The 17,584-nt window shown below is 65.0% G+C and carries 15 protein-coding genes; 3 read left to right on the top strand and 12 right to left on the bottom strand.

What is annotated here, in order from left to right:
* Nucleotides 1-201: 201 nt before the first annotated feature.
* Complete coding sequence (locus tag C8E87_RS16050; RefSeq protein ID WP_133873849.1) at nt 202-3,981, top strand: hypothetical protein; 3,780 nt, start codon at nt 202-204, stop codon at nt 3,979-3,981.
* Between the two features lie 142 nt (nt 3,982-4,123).
* On the opposite strand, the gene C8E87_RS16045 is transcribed toward C8E87_RS16050, so the two are convergent.
* The 7 genes from C8E87_RS16045 to C8E87_RS16015 all read right to left on the bottom strand — a co-directional run bounded on the left by C8E87_RS16045 (nt 4,124) and on the right by C8E87_RS16015 (nt 8,802).
* Nucleotides 4,124-4,453 carry a hypothetical protein gene (locus C8E87_RS16045; protein WP_133873848.1) on the bottom strand — a complete coding sequence of 110 codons (330 nt, stop codon included), beginning with the start codon at nt 4,451-4,453 and terminating at the stop codon, nt 4,124-4,126.
* Between the two features lies 1 nt (nt 4,454).
* A complete protein-coding gene (locus tag C8E87_RS16040; RefSeq protein ID WP_133873847.1) occupies nt 4,455-5,183 on the bottom strand; it encodes a hypothetical protein in 729 nt (242 codons plus the stop codon).
* A 1-nt stretch (nt 5,184) separates the two neighbouring features.
* Nucleotides 5,185-5,520 (bottom strand): WXG100 family type VII secretion target, encoded by a 336-nt coding sequence (locus C8E87_RS16035; RefSeq protein ID WP_133873846.1) that lies wholly within the window; start codon nt 5,518-5,520, stop codon nt 5,185-5,187.
* Complete coding sequence (locus C8E87_RS16030; protein ID WP_133873845.1) at nt 5,520-5,843, bottom strand: hypothetical protein; 324 nt, start codon at nt 5,841-5,843, stop codon at nt 5,520-5,522. The genes C8E87_RS16035 and C8E87_RS16030 overlap by 1 nt, the downstream gene beginning before the upstream one ends.
* A 301-nt stretch (nt 5,844-6,144) precedes the next feature.
* Nucleotides 6,145-7,185, bottom strand: coding sequence for a PIN domain-containing protein (locus C8E87_RS16025; RefSeq protein WP_133873844.1), 1,041 nt, complete (start codon nt 7,183-7,185; stop codon nt 6,145-6,147).
* Nucleotides 7,186-7,324: 139 nt separating this feature from the next.
* Nucleotides 7,325-8,002 carry a hypothetical protein gene (locus C8E87_RS16020; RefSeq protein WP_133873843.1) on the bottom strand — a complete coding sequence of 226 codons (678 nt, stop codon included), beginning with the start codon at nt 8,000-8,002 and terminating at the stop codon, nt 7,325-7,327.
* A gap of 128 nt (nt 8,003-8,130) precedes the next feature.
* On the bottom strand, nt 8,131-8,802 hold the full coding sequence (locus C8E87_RS16015; protein ID WP_133873842.1) for a hypothetical protein: 672 nt from the start codon (nt 8,800-8,802) through the stop codon (nt 8,131-8,133).
* Between the two features lie 435 nt (nt 8,803-9,237).
* Here C8E87_RS16015 and C8E87_RS16010 point away from each other — a divergent pair, with 435 nt between their 5' ends.
* Entirely contained in the window at nt 9,238-9,585 is a 348-nt protein-coding gene (locus C8E87_RS16010; protein WP_133873841.1) for a hypothetical protein, read from the top strand.
* A gap of 56 nt (nt 9,586-9,641) precedes the next feature.
* Here C8E87_RS16010 and C8E87_RS16005 read toward each other — a convergent pair whose 3' ends face one another.
* Nucleotides 9,642-11,129 carry a DUF8370 family protein gene (locus tag C8E87_RS16005; RefSeq protein ID WP_133873840.1) on the bottom strand — a complete coding sequence of 496 codons (1,488 nt, stop codon included), beginning with the start codon at nt 11,127-11,129 and terminating at the stop codon, nt 9,642-9,644.
* 856 nt (nt 11,130-11,985) lie between these two features.
* Nucleotides 11,986-12,918 carry a hypothetical protein gene (locus C8E87_RS16000; protein ID WP_133873839.1) on the bottom strand — a complete coding sequence of 311 codons (933 nt, stop codon included), beginning with the start codon at nt 12,916-12,918 and terminating at the stop codon, nt 11,986-11,988.
* A gap of 260 nt (nt 12,919-13,178) precedes the next feature.
* Here C8E87_RS16000 and C8E87_RS43715 point away from each other — a divergent pair, with 260 nt between their 5' ends.
* Nucleotides 13,179-14,207 carry a hypothetical protein gene (locus C8E87_RS43715; RefSeq protein WP_166661177.1) on the top strand — a complete coding sequence of 343 codons (1,029 nt, stop codon included), beginning with the start codon at nt 13,179-13,181 and terminating at the stop codon, nt 14,205-14,207.
* A 269-nt stretch (nt 14,208-14,476) separates the two neighbouring features.
* Here the strand turns inward: C8E87_RS43715 and C8E87_RS15985 are convergent, their stop codons facing one another.
* The 3 genes from C8E87_RS15985 to C8E87_RS15975 all read right to left on the bottom strand — a co-directional run bounded on the left by C8E87_RS15985 (nt 14,477) and on the right by C8E87_RS15975 (nt 17,451).
* The gene (locus tag C8E87_RS15985) at nt 14,477-14,791 is read right to left on the bottom strand and encodes a hypothetical protein (protein WP_133873836.1); all 315 of its coding nucleotides are present in this window, start codon (nt 14,789-14,791) and stop codon (nt 14,477-14,479) included.
* A gap of 130 nt (nt 14,792-14,921) precedes the next feature.
* Nucleotides 14,922-16,166: a DNA-binding response regulator gene (locus C8E87_RS15980; RefSeq protein WP_133873835.1), complete on the bottom strand. Its 1,245-nt coding sequence runs from the start codon at nt 16,164-16,166 to the stop codon at nt 14,922-14,924.
* Nucleotides 16,135-17,451 carry a hypothetical protein gene (locus C8E87_RS15975; RefSeq protein WP_203720665.1) on the bottom strand — a complete coding sequence of 439 codons (1,317 nt, stop codon included), beginning with the start codon at nt 17,449-17,451 and terminating at the stop codon, nt 16,135-16,137. Before C8E87_RS15975 ends, C8E87_RS15980 begins: the two co-directional genes overlap by 32 nt.
* Nucleotides 17,452-17,584 lie beyond the last annotated feature (133 nt).

Raw genomic sequence — 17,584 nt, 5'->3', positions numbered from 1 at the left:
CGACGATGCCACAGCACCACCGATGCGTCGGGACGTTGGTGAATGCGGGCCCGGCAGTGCCGACCCGACAGGTCGACGTCTTTGAAAGCGTAAGGCCCCATGGACACCCGGCACAGACACCGGCGCGGTCCCGGCATCTAGGCTCCTCCGATTCGCCTGCGCTCCAGCATTTGTGTCGGACCCTGCCGGTACTTTGCAACCATGGCAACGTGGCCCCCGATCACCCGCGATGATCTGCGACATGCTGCCGGCTCGGCCGGCTTCGACATGGTCTTTCCCCTACTGGTCCGTCGACTGATCGCCGAGACCGGCAAGGGCTTGACCGAGTTGGATATGCCCGGCGGGTCCGGCGTGGCCACTGGTGGTTTCGATGGTGTAGTGACCGCAACCGGAGAGACAGCGTTCGTTCCGTCCGGAACATCGGTATGGGAGCTGTCGGTCGGCGGCGGGCAGGACAAGGCCAACGACGATTACGGAAAACGTCAGACCGGCCCGAACGGTCAGGCTCTCGGTGAGGTCACCTACGTCCAGGCAATTCTTGCGCCATGGACCAAGTCGGCTGGCTGGGCCGAACAGCGGAGGGGCGAGGGTCGATGGAAGGACGTCCGGGCCTACAACTTGGACAAGATCCACCTCTGGCTGGACGCTGCCCCCGCAACTACCGCATGGCTTGCCGAGCAACTCGGCAAAGCGATGCCCGGTGTCCGTCCAGCCGCTGAGTGGTGGTCCGGCACCTGGCTGCCGTCAACGACGATCGAACTCGACGCCCGCGTTGTCCTGGCCGGGCGCGAACAGGCAGCCGAGTCGTTGCGGGAAACACTCAACGCGGGTCAGGAGATGATCTCGCTCGGTGGTGACATGAGGCCGGACGAAGCACGAGCCTTCGTAGCCGCAACGTTAGAGCCGTTGGAGCGGCACAACACCCGGGCGTTGTTCGTCACCGACCCCAACAGTTTGGCCCAGCTGATCCAGCAGCCCCAGCCACTGATTCTCTTCCTCCCGGATCGCAGCCTCGCCGCCGACCTGCCTCGTCACCAGCATCAAATTCTCCTGCTCGCGGAGCCCGGGGCCGTCGGTACCATCCCGGTGCCACGTGTCGACGGCCAAGCCGTAGCCACCAAGATGCAGGCGGACGGGCTGGACCATGAGCGGACCTGGTCGCTCGGCGCGCTTGCCCGGCGAAGCCTGCTGGCGCTACGGCGAAGTCTCGCCAAGAATCCGACGCCCTTGACCCCATCCTGGGTGTCTGAGCCCGATGTGATCCGCCGACGGTTGTTGCTGATCGGCGGCTGGTTCGGCGCAGGCGAGCACGACCGGACACTCGTCGCGCGTTGCGTCGGCCGACCGTATGAACTAGTGCACGAGACCGCGCTAAAACTCGCTGCTGTCCCGGAGATCCCGTTCGTCGCCGAAGTCGACGACCATTGGCACCTGCTTTCCCCGGAGGACGCGTGGACCCTGCTCGGCCCGCAGCTGACGCCAGATGATCTGCATGCGTTCCGATCAGCCGCCCTTGAGGTGTTCTCCGAGGTAGACCCAAACATCGCCACCCGTGAAGCCGATCCGTTCCAGGAGATGACGAGCGACGTTCGCCGCAAGTTTTCCGGTGCTCTGCGCATGGGGCTGGCCCAGACCCTCGCTCTGCTGGGCGGCGACACCTCGCTACGCGCACCCCGAAACACCACGGGAGCTGAGTGGGCACGCCTGGTGGTACGGGATGTTCTCCGGGCCGCCGACGCAGACGACACCTATGCGCTGTGGACCTCTCTCGGCGATGTACTGCCTTTGCTGGCCGAGGCCGCGCCTCAAGAGGTTCTTGCGGCTCTCAGCCGGGACTTGCCGCACGGGCCGCGCCTGCATCGGCACATGTTCCAGGACAAAGATCGGAACCAGTTCGGCAGCGGCGTGCCGTCTCCACATCTCGCCGTGCTGGCCGCCCTGAGCGTGGTGGCCTGGTCAACGGATTACGTTGACGAAGTTGTGGAAATCCTCGGCCAGCTCGCGGCGATCGACCCTGGCGGTACCTGGTCCAACCGGCCGGCCAACAGCCTCGTGAGCATTCTGAGTTGCTGGGCACCCAACACGACGGCAGACCTGGACCACCGGATTCGCATGACCGCACGGTTGCTGCGCCAACAGCCCGAGGTGGCTCTCCCGGTTCTCCACGATCTTCTGCCGCATTCGCACCGGCTTCAGATCGTCCAGCCCGGGCCTCGATTCCGGGATTGGAAGCAAACCCAGAAGGTCACACGGGCGGACGTCGACACGCAGACGGACGCCGTCGTCGAGATGCTGCTCGACAACTTGAGCGATGAGCCTGACCGCTTCATTCGCATGATCTCCCACTTCGACCAGCTCTCACCAGCGCACCGCGCCGTGTTCGCAGACCGTCTGAACGAACTCGGCGCGGTCCTCACCGACGACGTACAACGGGAGCGTGTATTCGACGCGGTACGCGAGTTCGTAGCACGTCACCGGGAATACAGCGACGCCGGATGGGCCCTGCCCGAAGAACGACTGCTTCCGCTAGAGGTTGCCGCGGAAGCGGTGCGACCACATGACCCGGTACGCCGTAACGCCTGGCTGTTCGCCTCCGACTGGATCACCCTCGGCGACCACTCCCGCCGGGACGACATCGCGGCCTACCAACGGACGATACGTCAACTCCGGAGCCAGGCTATCGAAGAAATATGCCGCTCTGGCGGTGAAGAAGCCTTGGCCGAATTGGCTACGAACACCAACTACCCGCACCTAGTCGGTGACGGGCTGGCAGGGGTCGGGGGCAACTGGGATGACGTCATGCTGGTCTGGCTCACCGAAGACAACGGGTTCCGCCCCGAAGTAGCGTTTGCCTACCTAGCCGAACGACTCCGCGACGGCGGCACGGAGGCGCGCGACCGCCTGCTCCATGCCACAACAAACACCTCGGCGCAGGCCCGCATACTCCGAGCCACCCGCGAGCCGCGCGCCGCTTGGACGAAGCTAACCGAGTTGGACCCGGCGGTCGCGGACCGTTACTGGCGAGAATTCGTCTTCTACGGACTAGGCCATGACTTTGAGTTCGTGCTCGAAGCGGCCCGGTCACTGACGGCTGTCGGCCGGCCAGCAGCCGCTCTTCACCTTCTCGTTCTGTACCGCAACCGCTGCAACACGGCCGAAGCCGCCGAGATCGCCGCGGACGCCCTAGACGTACTGATAGCCAGCGGCCGTGAAGATCCGGAGTTCGCAACCCTGCGCGATCATGACTTCCGGGAAGTGATCGCCCTCTTGGCCGACCATCGTGACACGATCGGCGCGCAGCGCCTGCTCACCATCGAATGGCAGCTCTTCCCGGTCCTCGGCTTTGAAGCCGATGCCCCAGCACTGCACGGCGCGCTCGCCGAAGACCCAGCGCTCTTCGTCGAACTTGTTCGGTACGCATTCAAAGGTGAAGGCATCGAGCTGGACGAGAACGAATCCGAGGGCGACGAGCCAGAGCCGGCACGGCAGGACCGTGCCCTACGTGCTTACGAGGTTCTCCACGACTGGCGTAGATGCCCCGGCGTTCGCGCGGATGGAACCCTTGACGCGGATCGGTTGCGTCAGTGGGTCGACGACGCCCGCGCCCGGTTGGGCACGCTTGGTCGCCAGCGAGTCGGGGACAGCCAGATCGGGCAAATTCTGGCCTATGCCCCACCGGACCCTGACGGCGTCTTCCCGCCCAGGCCGGTGCGTGACCTACTAGAAGATCTTCGCAGCCATCCGCTGGAGAATGGCCTACACGTCGGCATCTACAACCGGCGAGGCGTCACTACTCGGGGCGTCTACGACGGTGGTGACCAGGAGCGGCAGCTGGCCACGGACTATCAGCGCCAAGCCAGCGCTGCGGCGGCCTGGCCACGAACCCGGAAACTCCTCACGTCGCTGGCAGAGTCGTATGAACGCGACGCACGTGGATTTGACGTTGAAGCCGAGCGCGCACGCCGTGGATTACGTGGCTGACGGCTGAGCCTGTCTGAGACAACGACGATCAAGGGTTGTGGGTTCATCGGCCTCACGTCCGGTAAACCCGACCCCCCGGGCCACGGACATCACGCCACTCAGCGATTATCCACTTCGATCTGCGAGCTCGGCCGGTGAGGTTTCACGAACGACGCAGCTCGTTCACGTCAACTCCGAAGCGCTCGCGCACCTGCTCCGCCAGAGCGTCCCGTTGTTCCGGCGTCAGTTCCGACTCCCACCGCTTGTACCTGTCGATGGCGTCCATGAGCGGGCCGGAGTACACGTCGGTCATGGAGAGATCCCGCAGACGGATACGCCCCTCAAGCAAATCTCTCGCCACCTCGGCCATCTCGGGACCGGCCGAGCCATCCTTCATCCGCCGAAGGCTCTCCTTGACCTCCTCGGCAATCCCCGAGCGGCCTGCCATCGTCTCCAACTCGCGGTCAATTGCCTCTCCTCCACGCTCTTGCACGTCAGGCTCCCGGAGCGGCGTACGCCGCCGACGGCAGCGGGATGGAGTCGAGGCTGCCACCCTGGTAGGCGATGTCCATCGCCAGGCCGAAGGACCCAAAGATGGCCATCATGCCCGTCTGGATGATCACCGAGATCTTGTTGACGATCACCAACATGTCCGCGACGATCAGCGTCACCGCCACGTATCCGGGGCCTCCTACGACCGCCCCCACCCCGGTGGACATCAGCGCCGTGCTACCACCCGCGATGATCCCGGCCAAGATGGCGCTGTCCGCCAGCGCCTGGATCAGGTTGCCGAGCTGATTCGCCAGACCCCAGGCCCCATTCGCGGCCTTGTGATACTCCTCGCCGAGGTCAGTCAACTTGAAACGAAGCTCGCTCACCGATGCCGACAGCGACGTGAAGTAGTTGTACGCCGAGTCGTTGGCGTTCCCATCCCAGCCTGAATCAAGTTTCAACATGCCCTGCTGAAGGTTCACAGCGAGCTGGTCAGCGCACTGGCCCATGCTGATCAGCGCGTCGCCGAACTTGTAGATGGCTCCCCAGTCCCCGCCCACCCACTGTGTGCAGTATTCGATGGCGTTAAAGCCCGTCAGGCCATCGATCACCGCGTTGATCCACGCCGTAGGCGACACGTAGTTGAAGAGTGCCCCAGGGTCGGGGAAGCCGTTGGCAGCCGAAGCATCGGGCTCACCTGGAGCAACCAAAGCAGCAGTGGGATCGACCATCTCAGCTCCCAGCCGACGTGATGGGCCTCTGCACTGTCGGGTAGCTCGAATCGATCTGGGCAGCGGACTCAGAGTCGGTGCGCTCGTAGGTAGCAGCCACGCTCCGCAGATTCACCGACGACGTGTCTAGGACCTTCGCCAACTTGAGCAGGGTCTCGTTCAAGTCCTCCATGAAGTTCTCATGCCTCTGGGTCACCTGCCCCAAGATGCCCAGTTGATGCGGCGTGAGCGATCCCCACTTGTTGGCATAGTTCTGGGTTGCCTCGGCTACGCCGGATGCGTCCGCAAGCTCGGCCGCGTACAACCTCAGCGAGCCCGGTTCCACACGGAACGTCATCAGTTGATCCAATCCGTAATAAAGGATGAGGCCACCAGGAGGACCATCCCACTCACCGCCAAGAGCCCGCACCTCTTCCAGAGCTTGCTGAGCCTGACGGGATCTTCGGTTCGGTGCAGGTTGACGGCATCTACTACGGCAGGGACGAACGCCACACCAGCCGGCACGAGCAGGAGCCACGTGCTGACGGGCACCTCATCGCCCTGATAAGCCGTGATGAAGACAGCGAGAAGCGCCAAGAGATAGATGAAGGCGAAGAGCAACGCGAACTTGCCCACCACTCTCCGAAGAGTCAGCTTGGCTTCCTCGACACCGCTGTTCACGTTACTCCCTAGTCACACCCAGCAAGGTCCGCCAACCGTATCAACGCCCATCCATGCCGGGAGGTTCAGTTGCATGGCTGTCACACAGCCGACAAGGTCTCCACAGAGCACGTCAGGGAAGCCGCCGCTTCACCTTCTCAGCGGAGGCGGCGGTGCCCTGGGCGGTAGTAGTCTGGTTCTTGAAGCACGCCATCTCCTGGCCCTCAATCCGCCAGCGCAGCAGCGGCCCCGGGCTCGCATTCGTCTGCGGCTCGAACTGGAACGATCTTCTGTGCCCAGCTCCATGACGCAAAGCACCTGCTTAACCCTGCCGCACGCGGCCAGCGCTGAGGCCGAAGTCAACCCCGTCACGACCGAGCTGCCAGCGATAACCAGTCACCTGGACAAAGGCCGGGGCTGCGAATAGGACGTGACCGAGTTGATCCATACCCCGCCGAAAGTCTGTCATGTCCAGCGCCGCAACCAATTCCGTGCGCGTCATCGGCGCTTCCGCCGATGCCAGCACCGTCGCGACTCGGTGCGTTACGGATGTACCCGGCTCGCCTCGCTCCGCGTCCTTCCAGACTCCTTCTGCTCGCTCCAGCCGCTGCAAGAACGCCGTGACGTGGACGCCGAACTCGGTCATCAGCTCCTTGCGGGACGCGTCGCCGCGACGCCAGGACGCGCGTAGGTCAGGCCCCCATCGAACAGCCGCAACGGCCAGAGCCAGCATCGTTAGCGCGACCGCGCCTTTCCCCACCGGGCTGGCCATCAACCTGACGACGCCTCGGCCCGCAGCAGCAGCTCCGTGACCGCCGAGAGAGGCGAGCAAGGCCGCTGACGTCAGGTGCCGCTTCCCGGCATCGATCGCCCGCGCCACCTCGTAGAAGTGGGTCCACTGCTCGTATGCGAGGCCGCTGGAAACGATGTCGCGGTCCTCCGCGATGACGACCACCGGCGCGATCAACCCGGCCAGAAGGAGGGTGTTCGTGTCGGAGTCGTCACGGCCAGCAAGAACTCGTGACTGCCGGGTCGTAGGCAGGCCGGCGCAGTCCACGACGCGGATGAGCGGTACGTACTCGTCCCACCAGAGCCGCTCCAGTTCCTCGAACGACACCCGGGCCTGACCAGCACGCTTGGCGAGCACGCGGGGCACCTCCGCCCACACATGGTGCGCCGCGTAGCCACGGACGAGACCCGCCTGCATCGCCAGACAGAGCGGCGAGGGCTCGCCGCGCTTGACGGAGCCGATCACATCGGTCGTCAGCGGTCCCGTGTCAAGCACCGCAGGACGGACACGCAGCAGTCCCGAGAAAAAAGGAGCGGCTGCCGTCTGCGTTTCCGCTGGTCTGAGCGTGTCCACCGGAAGACCTTACGGCGACCCCGTCAGAGCGTGCACTCGAAATCCCTGCCCGTGCTGGTCACCCTCCAGGAGGTGTGGAACATGCCGGCAGGCAGGACGAGCGAGGGTCGCTGAGACGCCGGATCTTGCCGCGCTGTGTTTAGTTCGCCGCCAGTCGCAGCGTCTGCGAATACTTCTTGGCGTTCTCGCCGATCGCGCCCGTGGTCCACGCCGCCCGGTAGAACTCCCACCAACCGGTCAACGAGGCCACGATCACCTCGTTCAGATCGGCCCGGGACTCCATCTCCTCGGGTGTCGTCATCCGCGCCGTCATCTGCGGATCTGCCCGCATGATCGAAGACACCATGCCAGCCCACAGCATGTGCGGTGACGTTGTCTGCTGCGGGCTGTCACCCAGCGAGTCGAGGAAGAAGAAGCGGCCGTTCTCACCGAAACGCTCAAGAGCGGCAAGGACCACCGTCACGACCGGGTCCGCCTCGACAGCCCGGCGCAGCTCGTCCAGGTGGACCGGCGCGGTGCTGCGGCTGAGATCGAGCGTCGCCCGAGCATGACCATCAGCGGCGACGATGCCGTGCCCGAGGTTGCGCATATCGCGCCTCGACGGCCACCCCTCGCCACGATCGACACGGGCGATGCCAATCGTCAGTTTCACTAGTTTCTCCGTACCCAGAGCCAGGAGCGACATCGCCGCCACCGCGTCGTGATAGTCGCGGCGGATGCCTGCCGTGATCGCAAGACCATGGGAGAACAGACTGGCGGCGTCATTCGCCTCGTTATCAAGCGTGATGTTCCACATCGGAGTTCCCGGCACCAGCATGATCCGAGCCTACGAAGCCGGTCCAGCGACTTTCTCAACGGCTGCCAAGCTTGAAGCATGTCGCCTGAGCAGCCACGGCCCGGCCCCTTAGCCGTTGGTGTACTTCTCCTTCCAGAGAGGAGCGAAGCCTAGGACTTTTCGTAACGCTGGTCCCATAGCGTGTTTACGGCCATTTCCCCCGCTGTCTCGGCATCCCTTTCGTAGCCGCATGCAAAGCACTGACCTACCGTTGACGTGCCCCCGTAGTCATCGAATCCCGAGGGAAGAAAGGTCGAACGACCGCATTCGTCACAGGATTCAAACTCGACTTGCGGCTGGAAATCCTCGTCCGGCAGAAGCCCTTGGCGGTCCGCCGCGTCCATTGCCGCGTTCTCATACAATTGCCGAAGCAGGCTCTCGACGCCGCTTGCCTGGCGAGCCAGGGACAATGCCTGAAGGGCGGGTTCATCGTCGAGATCAGTCAACGCCTTCAAATGGCGGCGATAGAGAGGTATCCACTCGTCGTCCGCGCGAGCATGCCGGAGAGGCTGCGTTATTTCCAATATTTCGCGCAACGTGGTGAAATCGAAATTCTTCCCCTTGCCTTCCAGGATTTCGAGAAGTTTGCTCGCCGCATACATCCGGCCCTTCGAGTCCCGTTCCTCACCGGGGAATTCCGATGCCACGATCGCCGCCAGACCGTTGGTGAGTGCCACGTCGAGCGGCCCCTCAGGCGGCACCAAGTCCCGTTCTAGTGCTACTACGTTCAGCCCGTAACGGGTCTTTCTCATCACTTGCTTACGCAGTTCGTGAGGGTCCATGCCCCGATGATGGCACGCGCTTCCCGCCTGGCGATCCGGCTTCGGTCGAGACCGCGGTCCGCTCTGCCTGTGGCGAAGTCTTGGCACACGATCCTTTGGTACCGCTTTGTGGCTCACAAGCCGGGCGTGGCAGATGGTCCCCGCTTGTCTCCGGACTTGGGCCGGCGGGCGATCGGCTGGTTTGTCGATCAAGATCCACCACGTTGTGGCCGAACCCGCGACCGGCTGACCAAGGCGCAGATAGCGTCGACGGGTGACCACCCACCATGATCTGGGGTCGGAACCCGGGCCGGCGATGCTGCTGTGCCCCGAGTCGGACAGCGGCCTATACCCAACGCTCGTGTTGGCCTTGCGTGATATGCGACTGCTCATCACCGTGATGCTGTCACAGGCGTCGCCCCTGGAACCGAATCGTGGATCGGCCTTGCTCTCGGGATGGTGGTGCTCGACACGCTTACTTCCACTGCTGACGACGTGAATCGGCGTTGGGTGCAACTATTGACCAATCATGGAGTGCCAGACCATGACGCCCGAGTCATCTACGCCGTTCGCAATAGCATCCTTCATGGTTACGGGCCACCGCGCCCCGAAAAGGCCGAAAATCGCACCGTCCGATTCATTGGTGACCCTGCCGCCCACGCCGTCGATACGCGCACCCCGCGGGTCGCGCTGATAAACGTTCCCGCATTCTGTTCGCGACTCGTTGAGCGCATCGCAGCAAAATCATCGACCACATGGAATACAGAAGAACTTGATACCAGGTTCGGCAAACAAGTGACTTGATCGGGCGTTGGGGCGGTGGGCGCACCCGCCACCCCAACGCCCGGCGGTGCGACAGGTCAGGCCGCGGCGTCTTCGTCCGGACGGTGCAGTTCGTCGCGGACTTCCTGCGGCGGCTTGAGCTTCGACGCCGAGGGCCGCTGGCGGGCGTCGACGATGACGGTCCGTACCTCGACGTTGTGGCGCTGCGAGGCGATCCGGGCGGCCTTTTCGACCTTGGCGGTCAGGCTGTCGGCCATCTCGGCGTCGGTGAAGGCCACGGCCACGAAGTAGGCGATGTTGACGTCGGCCGCCATGGCGTACTCCGGGGTCTGGGCGAGGATGCCGTCCCAGAACCGGGTGTTGGAGACCAGCTTCAGCTCGACGACGGAGCGGGCCATCCAGCCGCGGCCGAACTCGAAGTCGACCGGGCCGCGGCCGGCGTTCGCTTCGCCGGCGACCGCGACGTCGTTGGCCTTGCAGTAGTGCTTGACGCACGCGCGGAAGACCATCTGGACCTTCTTCTCGCCGTACGCGAAGTTGTTGTGCCACAACTGCTGCCACTCGCCCTCGCGCTCGACACCGCGTTTGAAGACGTCGATGACGGTGCCGACGAAGTCCGGGAACTGTGCCGGGTCCTCCGGGACGAACGACGTCTTCGCGGTCGCGGCGATCGCGCCACCGCGCTCCCACCATGAGGTACGCAGGTTGGGGTCGCGGTCGACGTCGTAGGGCGGGTGGTCTTCGTGCTCCAGCGAGGTCAGGTATTCCGCGACGATGGCGGGGTTCTGCCGGGCCAGTTTCGCCTTCTCCCGGCGGTCGACGTGCCGGGCGATGTCGTAGTTGAAGTGGGTCCGCAGTTCCTCGGCGTGCCCGTTCCAGGCGAACTTCCAGAACCCGTCGGCGGTCACTACCGGGATGTCGCGCAGGAACCGCTTGGGGACCAGCAGCACCGGGATGCGGCGGGAGGTATAGGGGTTGGCGGGCAGGTCGACCTCGGCGTCGCGCCACATGGCGGTGGCCGGGTCCCAGGTCGCGTTGCGGACCCGGAACGTCTCGGTCGGCACGTTGTGCCGGCGGGCGACCTGCTGGGTGTAGGTGATGAAGAAGCTCTTGGCGACGTTGCAGACCGCATCGCTGATGCGGTCCAGGCCCATGCCGCCCTGGAAGAGGGCGAGCATCTCCATGTGGGGGACGTTGTCGAACCCGAGCCCCAGTGCGGTGCGCACGCCTTCCAGCATGCCCTCCTGGAGGACCTTTCCGGCCCCATTGCCGTTGGGGGACCCGGCGGCGACGCCGAGGCAGAACTCGGCCGGCTCGGGGAACAGCATCAGTGCCTGGGCCTTCTTCCAGGCCAGCGAGGCGGTGTTCCCGTCGGACTCGCGCACCAGGTCGAAGACCATGGCGAAGAAGTCCAGGACGTGGTCGTGAGCGCCGAACCACAGGTCCTCGGTGTCGGCCCAGATGGCGAAGGGCTCTACACACAGGGGGGTGTCGGTCGCCAGGTACGGGTCGAACCAGTCGTCGGCTTCCGACCGGACGATCTCGTAGTGTTCCCCGAAGCGCACGGTGAGTACCTTCCTCCGTGCCGGGACCCTCGCCCGGACACGGTGGACCGCCGCGATCTCTACCCGACCATGAGAAAGTCCACTAAACCCTGGTGGGTGCAGTGAGACGTCCGTTAAGGTCAAGCCGCCTACCAAGCAGCAGAGACCCCGGACGGGATGTCGACCCTCGACGTCCTGTGCCGGGGTCTTTCGCATTTGGACCGACACGAACCGTAATACGGCTGCGCTGTGTAGTCAACGACGCGCATGCATGTCGAGGGTTCACTCACGTCCACATCCTGTGGACCATGTTGTGGATATCCACCGCTCAGACCACATCATGTTCCAACGCCGTTATTCTTGTCGGACCCTCGCTGTACACTCCCGGGCCCTTCCCCCACCCCGGCCGACGGTGACTGTATGTAATCCCTGGTCGGGCAGAAGTTCGCGATCTCGGACCGGCCTATAGGAGGGTCCCCGGGGCCTGGCCACGAGGGTCTACTCGGGTGGGCCGTGTCGTCTGGTGTATGACCTCGGTACGCGGGCTCCTGTTCGCTGAATCACACCGCCGACAGTGGAAACAGGGGTCGCCGGCACGCCGGATCGGGCGTGCCGGGCCGCCGTTGGTGGAGGTGGAGACCGTGGCACCGGCTGCCGGACGGCAGTCGAGGGCCGGCGGAACACACGGCCGGTTCTCGGCTCCCGGGGCAAGGTCGGTGAAGAGGCGTTTCCGGTGAACGGCATCGTCGCCGCAGCCGTCGATGTCCAGGGCGGGTGGGCCCGGCAGACCGCTGCTCGCGGCCTGGCCGAGGCGCGTGGCAGCCTGGACCGCGCGCGAGGAGTGGTTTGCTGGGCTGGGCCTCACCCGGGAAGGCCGCTACCGGGCGGGCTCCACGGTGCTCGACCGGTGGCGGCGTGCGACGTCGCGGGCGTGGCGTATCCGCATCTCGTCCACGGTGAGGCCCTGTTCGCAGGCGTCCCGGTACTCGTACCACCGGTCGTTTTGGTAGAGCAGGAAACTCCGGAAGTAGGCGGTGGCTTCCTGCGCGGTGACCGTGTGGGGAGCGCACATGTCCAGGTAGCGGGCCAGCGCGGGTGGGCCGACGTTCACGAACAGCATCATGAAGCCCAGTTCGAGGGCGCGGCACGGTCCCTGGACGGCTCCTGCCGCGGTGGCACGCTGCCAGATCGTCTCCAGTTCGGCGGCGTACTGCAGGGTTCCCCATCCGCCCACGAACGCGGACAGGTTCGGCCGGTCGAGGAACTTCCCGTGGCCGGCGTTCTCCCACAAGGCGATGTCGTCGAGCGGTACGCCCGCGCGCAGCCAGGCCGTCGCGGGGTCGTACGGGTCGAGATCGGTGATCGTGGCTCCGGCTGCTTTCCAGGAGGCGATCGCGCGCACGTGTGTTCCGCGTACCGCGAGTGGTTGCAGCGTGTTGTAGCCGGGCTGGGACCTGAGCAGGGCATGTCGCCAGGCCACGGCCTCCAGCGGCCGTAAGTCCCACCCGTTGTGGGCGGTGATCTCGTCCAGGTCCAGGTCGGCGAGTTCGGATCGCACCGTCCGGTGCAGGGCCTGCATCTCATCGGTGCGGGGGAGGCTGTCCGGGGAGTCGTGGTAGGCCGCCCCGACGTCGACCAACATCGCCCAGTCACCGTGGGGCTCGGGCTCATCGTCCTTTTTGCGCTCCTTACGCAGTTCTGCTACGTGCGCCATCACCGCCGCCGGCAGCCGTAGACCGTCAACGCCCGGCGCGCCGGCGTGGTCCCCGGCGGGCTGGACGTGTTCGGGACAATCCTGAAACTCAGACATAGCGGGTCCTTACATCAGAGGCTCGATGACACGGGGTATCGGCAGCCGCGGACCACCACCGGACTGGACTCCCTGCAAGGCCGGCGTCGTGCCTGCTCCGATGCGATTCTTGGATGCCGATCGAGTCGTTAGAGGCACGCGTTCATCGAGTTCCGGCTCGCGCATCCGACCGTTCTGCCGCACAACAAAGATCACCTCTCGTGTCATACCCATCGCTTACGGTTCTGGCGGTCGTGGGTCTAAGGGCTAGAGAGGTATCGATGGGCGATCGCAACTACTCACCGGGCTGCGAGAAGGCCCTGTTCATGCTCAGCCGGGGGCACTGCTACATGCCCGAATGCCAGACCCGGGTGATGCGCTTCGTGAACGAAGAGTGGGAGGTCAAGGTCGAGATCGCTCACATCCGCGGACTGAAGCGGACCAGTGCCCGGTACGACGCGACGATGACCGACCCCGAACGCAATCACTTCCGCAACCTGATCCTGCTCTGCGAGCCGCACCACAAGGTCGTCGACCGCAAGGCCAACGAGCGCCGATACACCGTCGACCTGCTCACCGAGTGGAAGGAGCAGGTCGAGGGTGACCTGTCGGATGAACTCGACGAGATCGACTGGCTGACCCAAGACCGGCTCACGGCGATCCTGGCCGACGCGATCGACGACACGCACGCCGACCTGACCACCGCCCTGACCAAGGTTCACGGCATCGGGGCCGAGACCCTGGGGCTGCTCAAGCAACTTGTCGCCGACGCCTTCACCCGGCCGTACCTTGACGCCGAGACCGCCGAGTCGCTCAGGTCCTCCGCCGAAGACCTACGGCATCTACCCACCAGCGCCGAGATCTTGAGCTACTCCGCGCAGAATCTGAGCGGGCTGCCGGACTCCGCCGAGATGCTCATGTACTCGTCCAGCGGACTGCAGGACCTGCCCTACTCCGTCGAGTCACTCAACGCGGCGCTGCGCAGATTCGACGACGTCAACACGCAGTTGTCGGACACGGTGACAAGAATGCAGGCCGTCGAGGGAGCGAGCGAGGAACTTCAACTGGCTGCTCAGCGTGTCGAAGGGGCCCACCAATCCGTACGGCAGTTGGCCGACGCCTCGGCCCGCATCGCCGACATGGCGGACACCGCTCGGGCGTTGGAGACCGCGGCGCAGGAGGTGCGGGCAGCCACGCAGGTACCCAAAGGAGGCTGGTCGTGGCACTCGTTCCGGTGGGGGATGATTTGGTGCTTCATCGCCGTACTGGCCCTGCTCATCACCTACTCGTGGGCCAAGAGTCAGTCCTGATCCGGTTCCGGCGGTCCTGGCTCCCGCAGGGCGGGCTGCGCCACGGTGAAAACCACGCAGTTGGCGCGCCGGCCACGATTAGAGGCGGGAGGGAAGGGCGCATGCCACCTAGAACCGCCGGCAGCGCTGTCAAACGGTTCGGTGCGCCATCGGCGTGACCCTCACCATGTCGAGTGCCGCTGCCGGAGCAACTCATCTGAAAACCGCGACATTGTCACGATCGATGCCTTGCACGGGTGAGCGCCGGCTGGGTGCTTCTCACCACCGGGCTAGGCGTTTCCGCCGAGTTCGTTGATCCGGGCGCGGAACTTCTCCAACTGCTCACCCATCGCAACGAGCAGGAATCGGCGGGGATCGTCGACGGGCGCATCGGCGACCACGTCGGCGAGTTCGTCGTACCGTGCCTGCGCTTTCTCCAGCTCCGGAATGAGTCCGGCCAACTGCTGCTCGGGTGGGAGCGCACGAAACTGTCGCCCGAGGTCTTCATGTAGTGCGTTTACGACCGGGTCGTCGAGCCAGGCGTCCACTGCGTCGAGGTCCGTGGAATCGAACGCGGCGGGGTCACCGTCTGGGTTGTGGGTCACATCCTCATTTTCTCAACCGCCGTTGGCTTGCGCACGAACGATCGCCGAGGTCCACACGATCCAGACCGGATCGCCTCTGTACGTCCGGCGGCTGGTGCAGACCGCCGTCAGGGGTGTCAGGTTTCGATGGTCAGTTCCCGGTGGAGTCGTTCGGTTCCGTCTCGCCAGCGCGCTCGAACAGGGTGCCCTGAGTTTCGTCGGCGGACTCGTCCGCATGGTCGAACCGGCTGACTGCCAGCGCGTCGTTCACCGGTGCCGGAAGGTCGAACTGGCCGCGCAGGAACGCGCCGACGAGAGTGATCATCCGCTCGGTGCCCGTCGCGATTCCTAGGCGATGGCGAGCTTTGGCGGGCGCGTCACGGCGTCGTACCAGACGCTCGAAGATGATCAGGTCCATCTGCCGCGGCAGGCGTGCGGTGCCTCCCGCACTGGCCGCCAGCCGGGAGATCAGTTCGAGCAGCGGTTCGGTGTAGTCCGGCGGCGAGGGCGCGAACGCCCCCATGGCGCTGATTCTGACGTCGGCCGGTGCGTCCAGCGACGTTAGGATCTTGCCGAGATACTCGTCGACGTGCTCGGAGAGTTTCTGCATTGCGTGATAGGAGACGTCGCCGGTGGCGAGACGGGCCGCAGCGGTCTGCTTGAACGTCGCCGCATCCATCGTGTTGGCCTCGCCCGCGACGATGGCCAGGTTGAGCGTGGCGATGGAGATCGCCTCGGCGAAGAACCAGCGCGCGGCCTCTTCGGCTTGCCGGTGCCCGCTCGGCGGCCAGAGCCGCGACAATTCGCGGATCAGTCCGAGGGTTCGCTTCAGGGCGTCGAGTGGTTCCAGGAACCACACCTCGGACGCCAGGAACCAGAACCCGCGTTCGAGAACACTGTCGGTCTTGACGAACGCCTGGACATCCTTGCGGAGGATCGCGATGCTCACGCCCTGGGAACCCAGGTCGTCGAATGCCCCAATGCGCAAGCGCTGCTCGCGGGCGGCGAGGTCGTCGAGGTGCTGGACGGTGACGCCCAGTGTGCGGCAGGCGTCGCGGATCGTGCCCGTGGGCCAGAACGCGGTAGTGACCTCGCCGCTGCCCGCGCCGACCAGCCCCTGCAGGCCGTGGACCCAGATCGCGCGGTCCAGTGGGCGGGGGGTGGAACTCGACTTGCCGGATTTAACCTCGCCGATGCGTTTGCGGAAGCCGAGCGACGTGTCGAACGCGTACCCGAGGATGTCCAGGTCCGTCACCGTCGTGACGTCCGGGCCGAAGCGGTGCTGCAGGTCGATGCCCCGGCGCACGTAGAAGCCGTCCCAGAACCACGCCTGCGCGACACGGACCTCGGCCAGGGTTCCAGGTTCAAGACCACGGGTCGTCTCGGCGCGCGGCACGCTGCGTCTCCTTTCGGAGTTCGTTGATCGAGGCGGCGAGGATCTCCTGCGAGGCGGGGTCTTCGCCGCCGCCGGTGCGGGAGTCCTCGGGCTTGACGAAGCCGGTCGGTCGCTGACTCAACGTGACGCTCGCGTCACCAGCGGGGTCGGTGATCCTCTTGATCCACTCTAGTCCCGATTGGGCGATCTCTGGCTTGACCAGGCGCAGGAAGGGCCGGTCGCCCTGATCGTCGACGGAGACGACACCGGCGGCTTCCAGCAGGTGGTAGTCCGTCCCGATGTTAGTGGCCGGGCCGACGCGTCCCCTGCGGATAAGGCGGTCGACCAGAACGGCGGGGCTACTGATCCGCCCGCGACCGGCCACCGCCTTCTCGTGGCCGAACAGGATGTGAGCGACGAAGAGTTTGCGCAAGTGGAAAGCCTCAGTGGTAATGCAGTTGTCGTCGACGGCCTCCAGCAGGGGCGAGAAGACGTAGGTCGAACTCGCGCCCGTCGCGGACTGCACGCTCGCGGCCTGGATCAAGCCCACGTTCTGGGCACTGCGGATGATGCCAGGCGGTGCCGCCAGTTTCGACATGTGCAGCCCAGGGGTGGACAGCACCTGCTCGGACATACCGAGCAGCGCGTCGCGTTCGTTGGGCGGCAGGCCCTGAAGGAACTTCGCGAGCGAGATTTGCTTCGTGCCCCACACATAGGGGCTGTAGACGACCTTCTCGTTGAGATCCGCCGAGGGCGTGGTCAGGTTTAGCTTCGCGGCGCGGGTCAGGCGCAGCGCTTCGGTCGCCTCGACGTCGGTGAACCCTCGCTTGACGATCTCCTGCAGGTGCTGACTCTCGGCCAGCGGCGCGATCGCGCCGACCTCCACCGAGTGCAGGAACGCGAGTCCCGCGCGGGAGGGTTTCAGCACGTTGAGGACCTGGACGGTCTGCTCGGTCAGGGTCGCAGACACCCCGACGTACTCGTCCAGCCCGATGATGTGCCCGGTGGTATCCACGCGGTAGTCGATGAGGTTCGCGTTCTTCAGCGCCGGCAGCACGATGGTGAACAGCTCCAGCGTCCCGATACTCGCGTATCCGGCGTACCCGACGACCAGTTCATGGGTCAGCGGAACGAAGTCCTGATGGCCGCGGAGCCGTGCCGCGAGGTCCATCGCACGGCCGGTGATCAGCAGGACCTCGATCTGAGACCGCACTAGCGGGTCGGTGATCTTGTGGTCGTGCTGGTGGACGAACACCACGGCGCGGCCGAGACGCTTGACCTGATCCTGCTGGGCCGCCGCGTTCATGGCTCAGTTCCCCCTTGGACCGGTCACAATCTTCTGTATTTGGACGGTTCAGGCTACCGGGGCAGGCATCGGGCACGCGAACGCTTTTGACCCACCTACAGCGCCCAATTCCGCACCCGTCACGTACTCACCG

The organism is Paractinoplanes brasiliensis, assembly GCF_004362215.1.
Classification (GTDB): Bacteria; Actinomycetota; Actinomycetes; order Mycobacteriales; family Micromonosporaceae; genus Actinoplanes; species Actinoplanes brasiliensis.
Note: the sequence above shows the minus strand (reverse complement) of the source record. Positions and strands in the feature narration are given on the sequence as shown.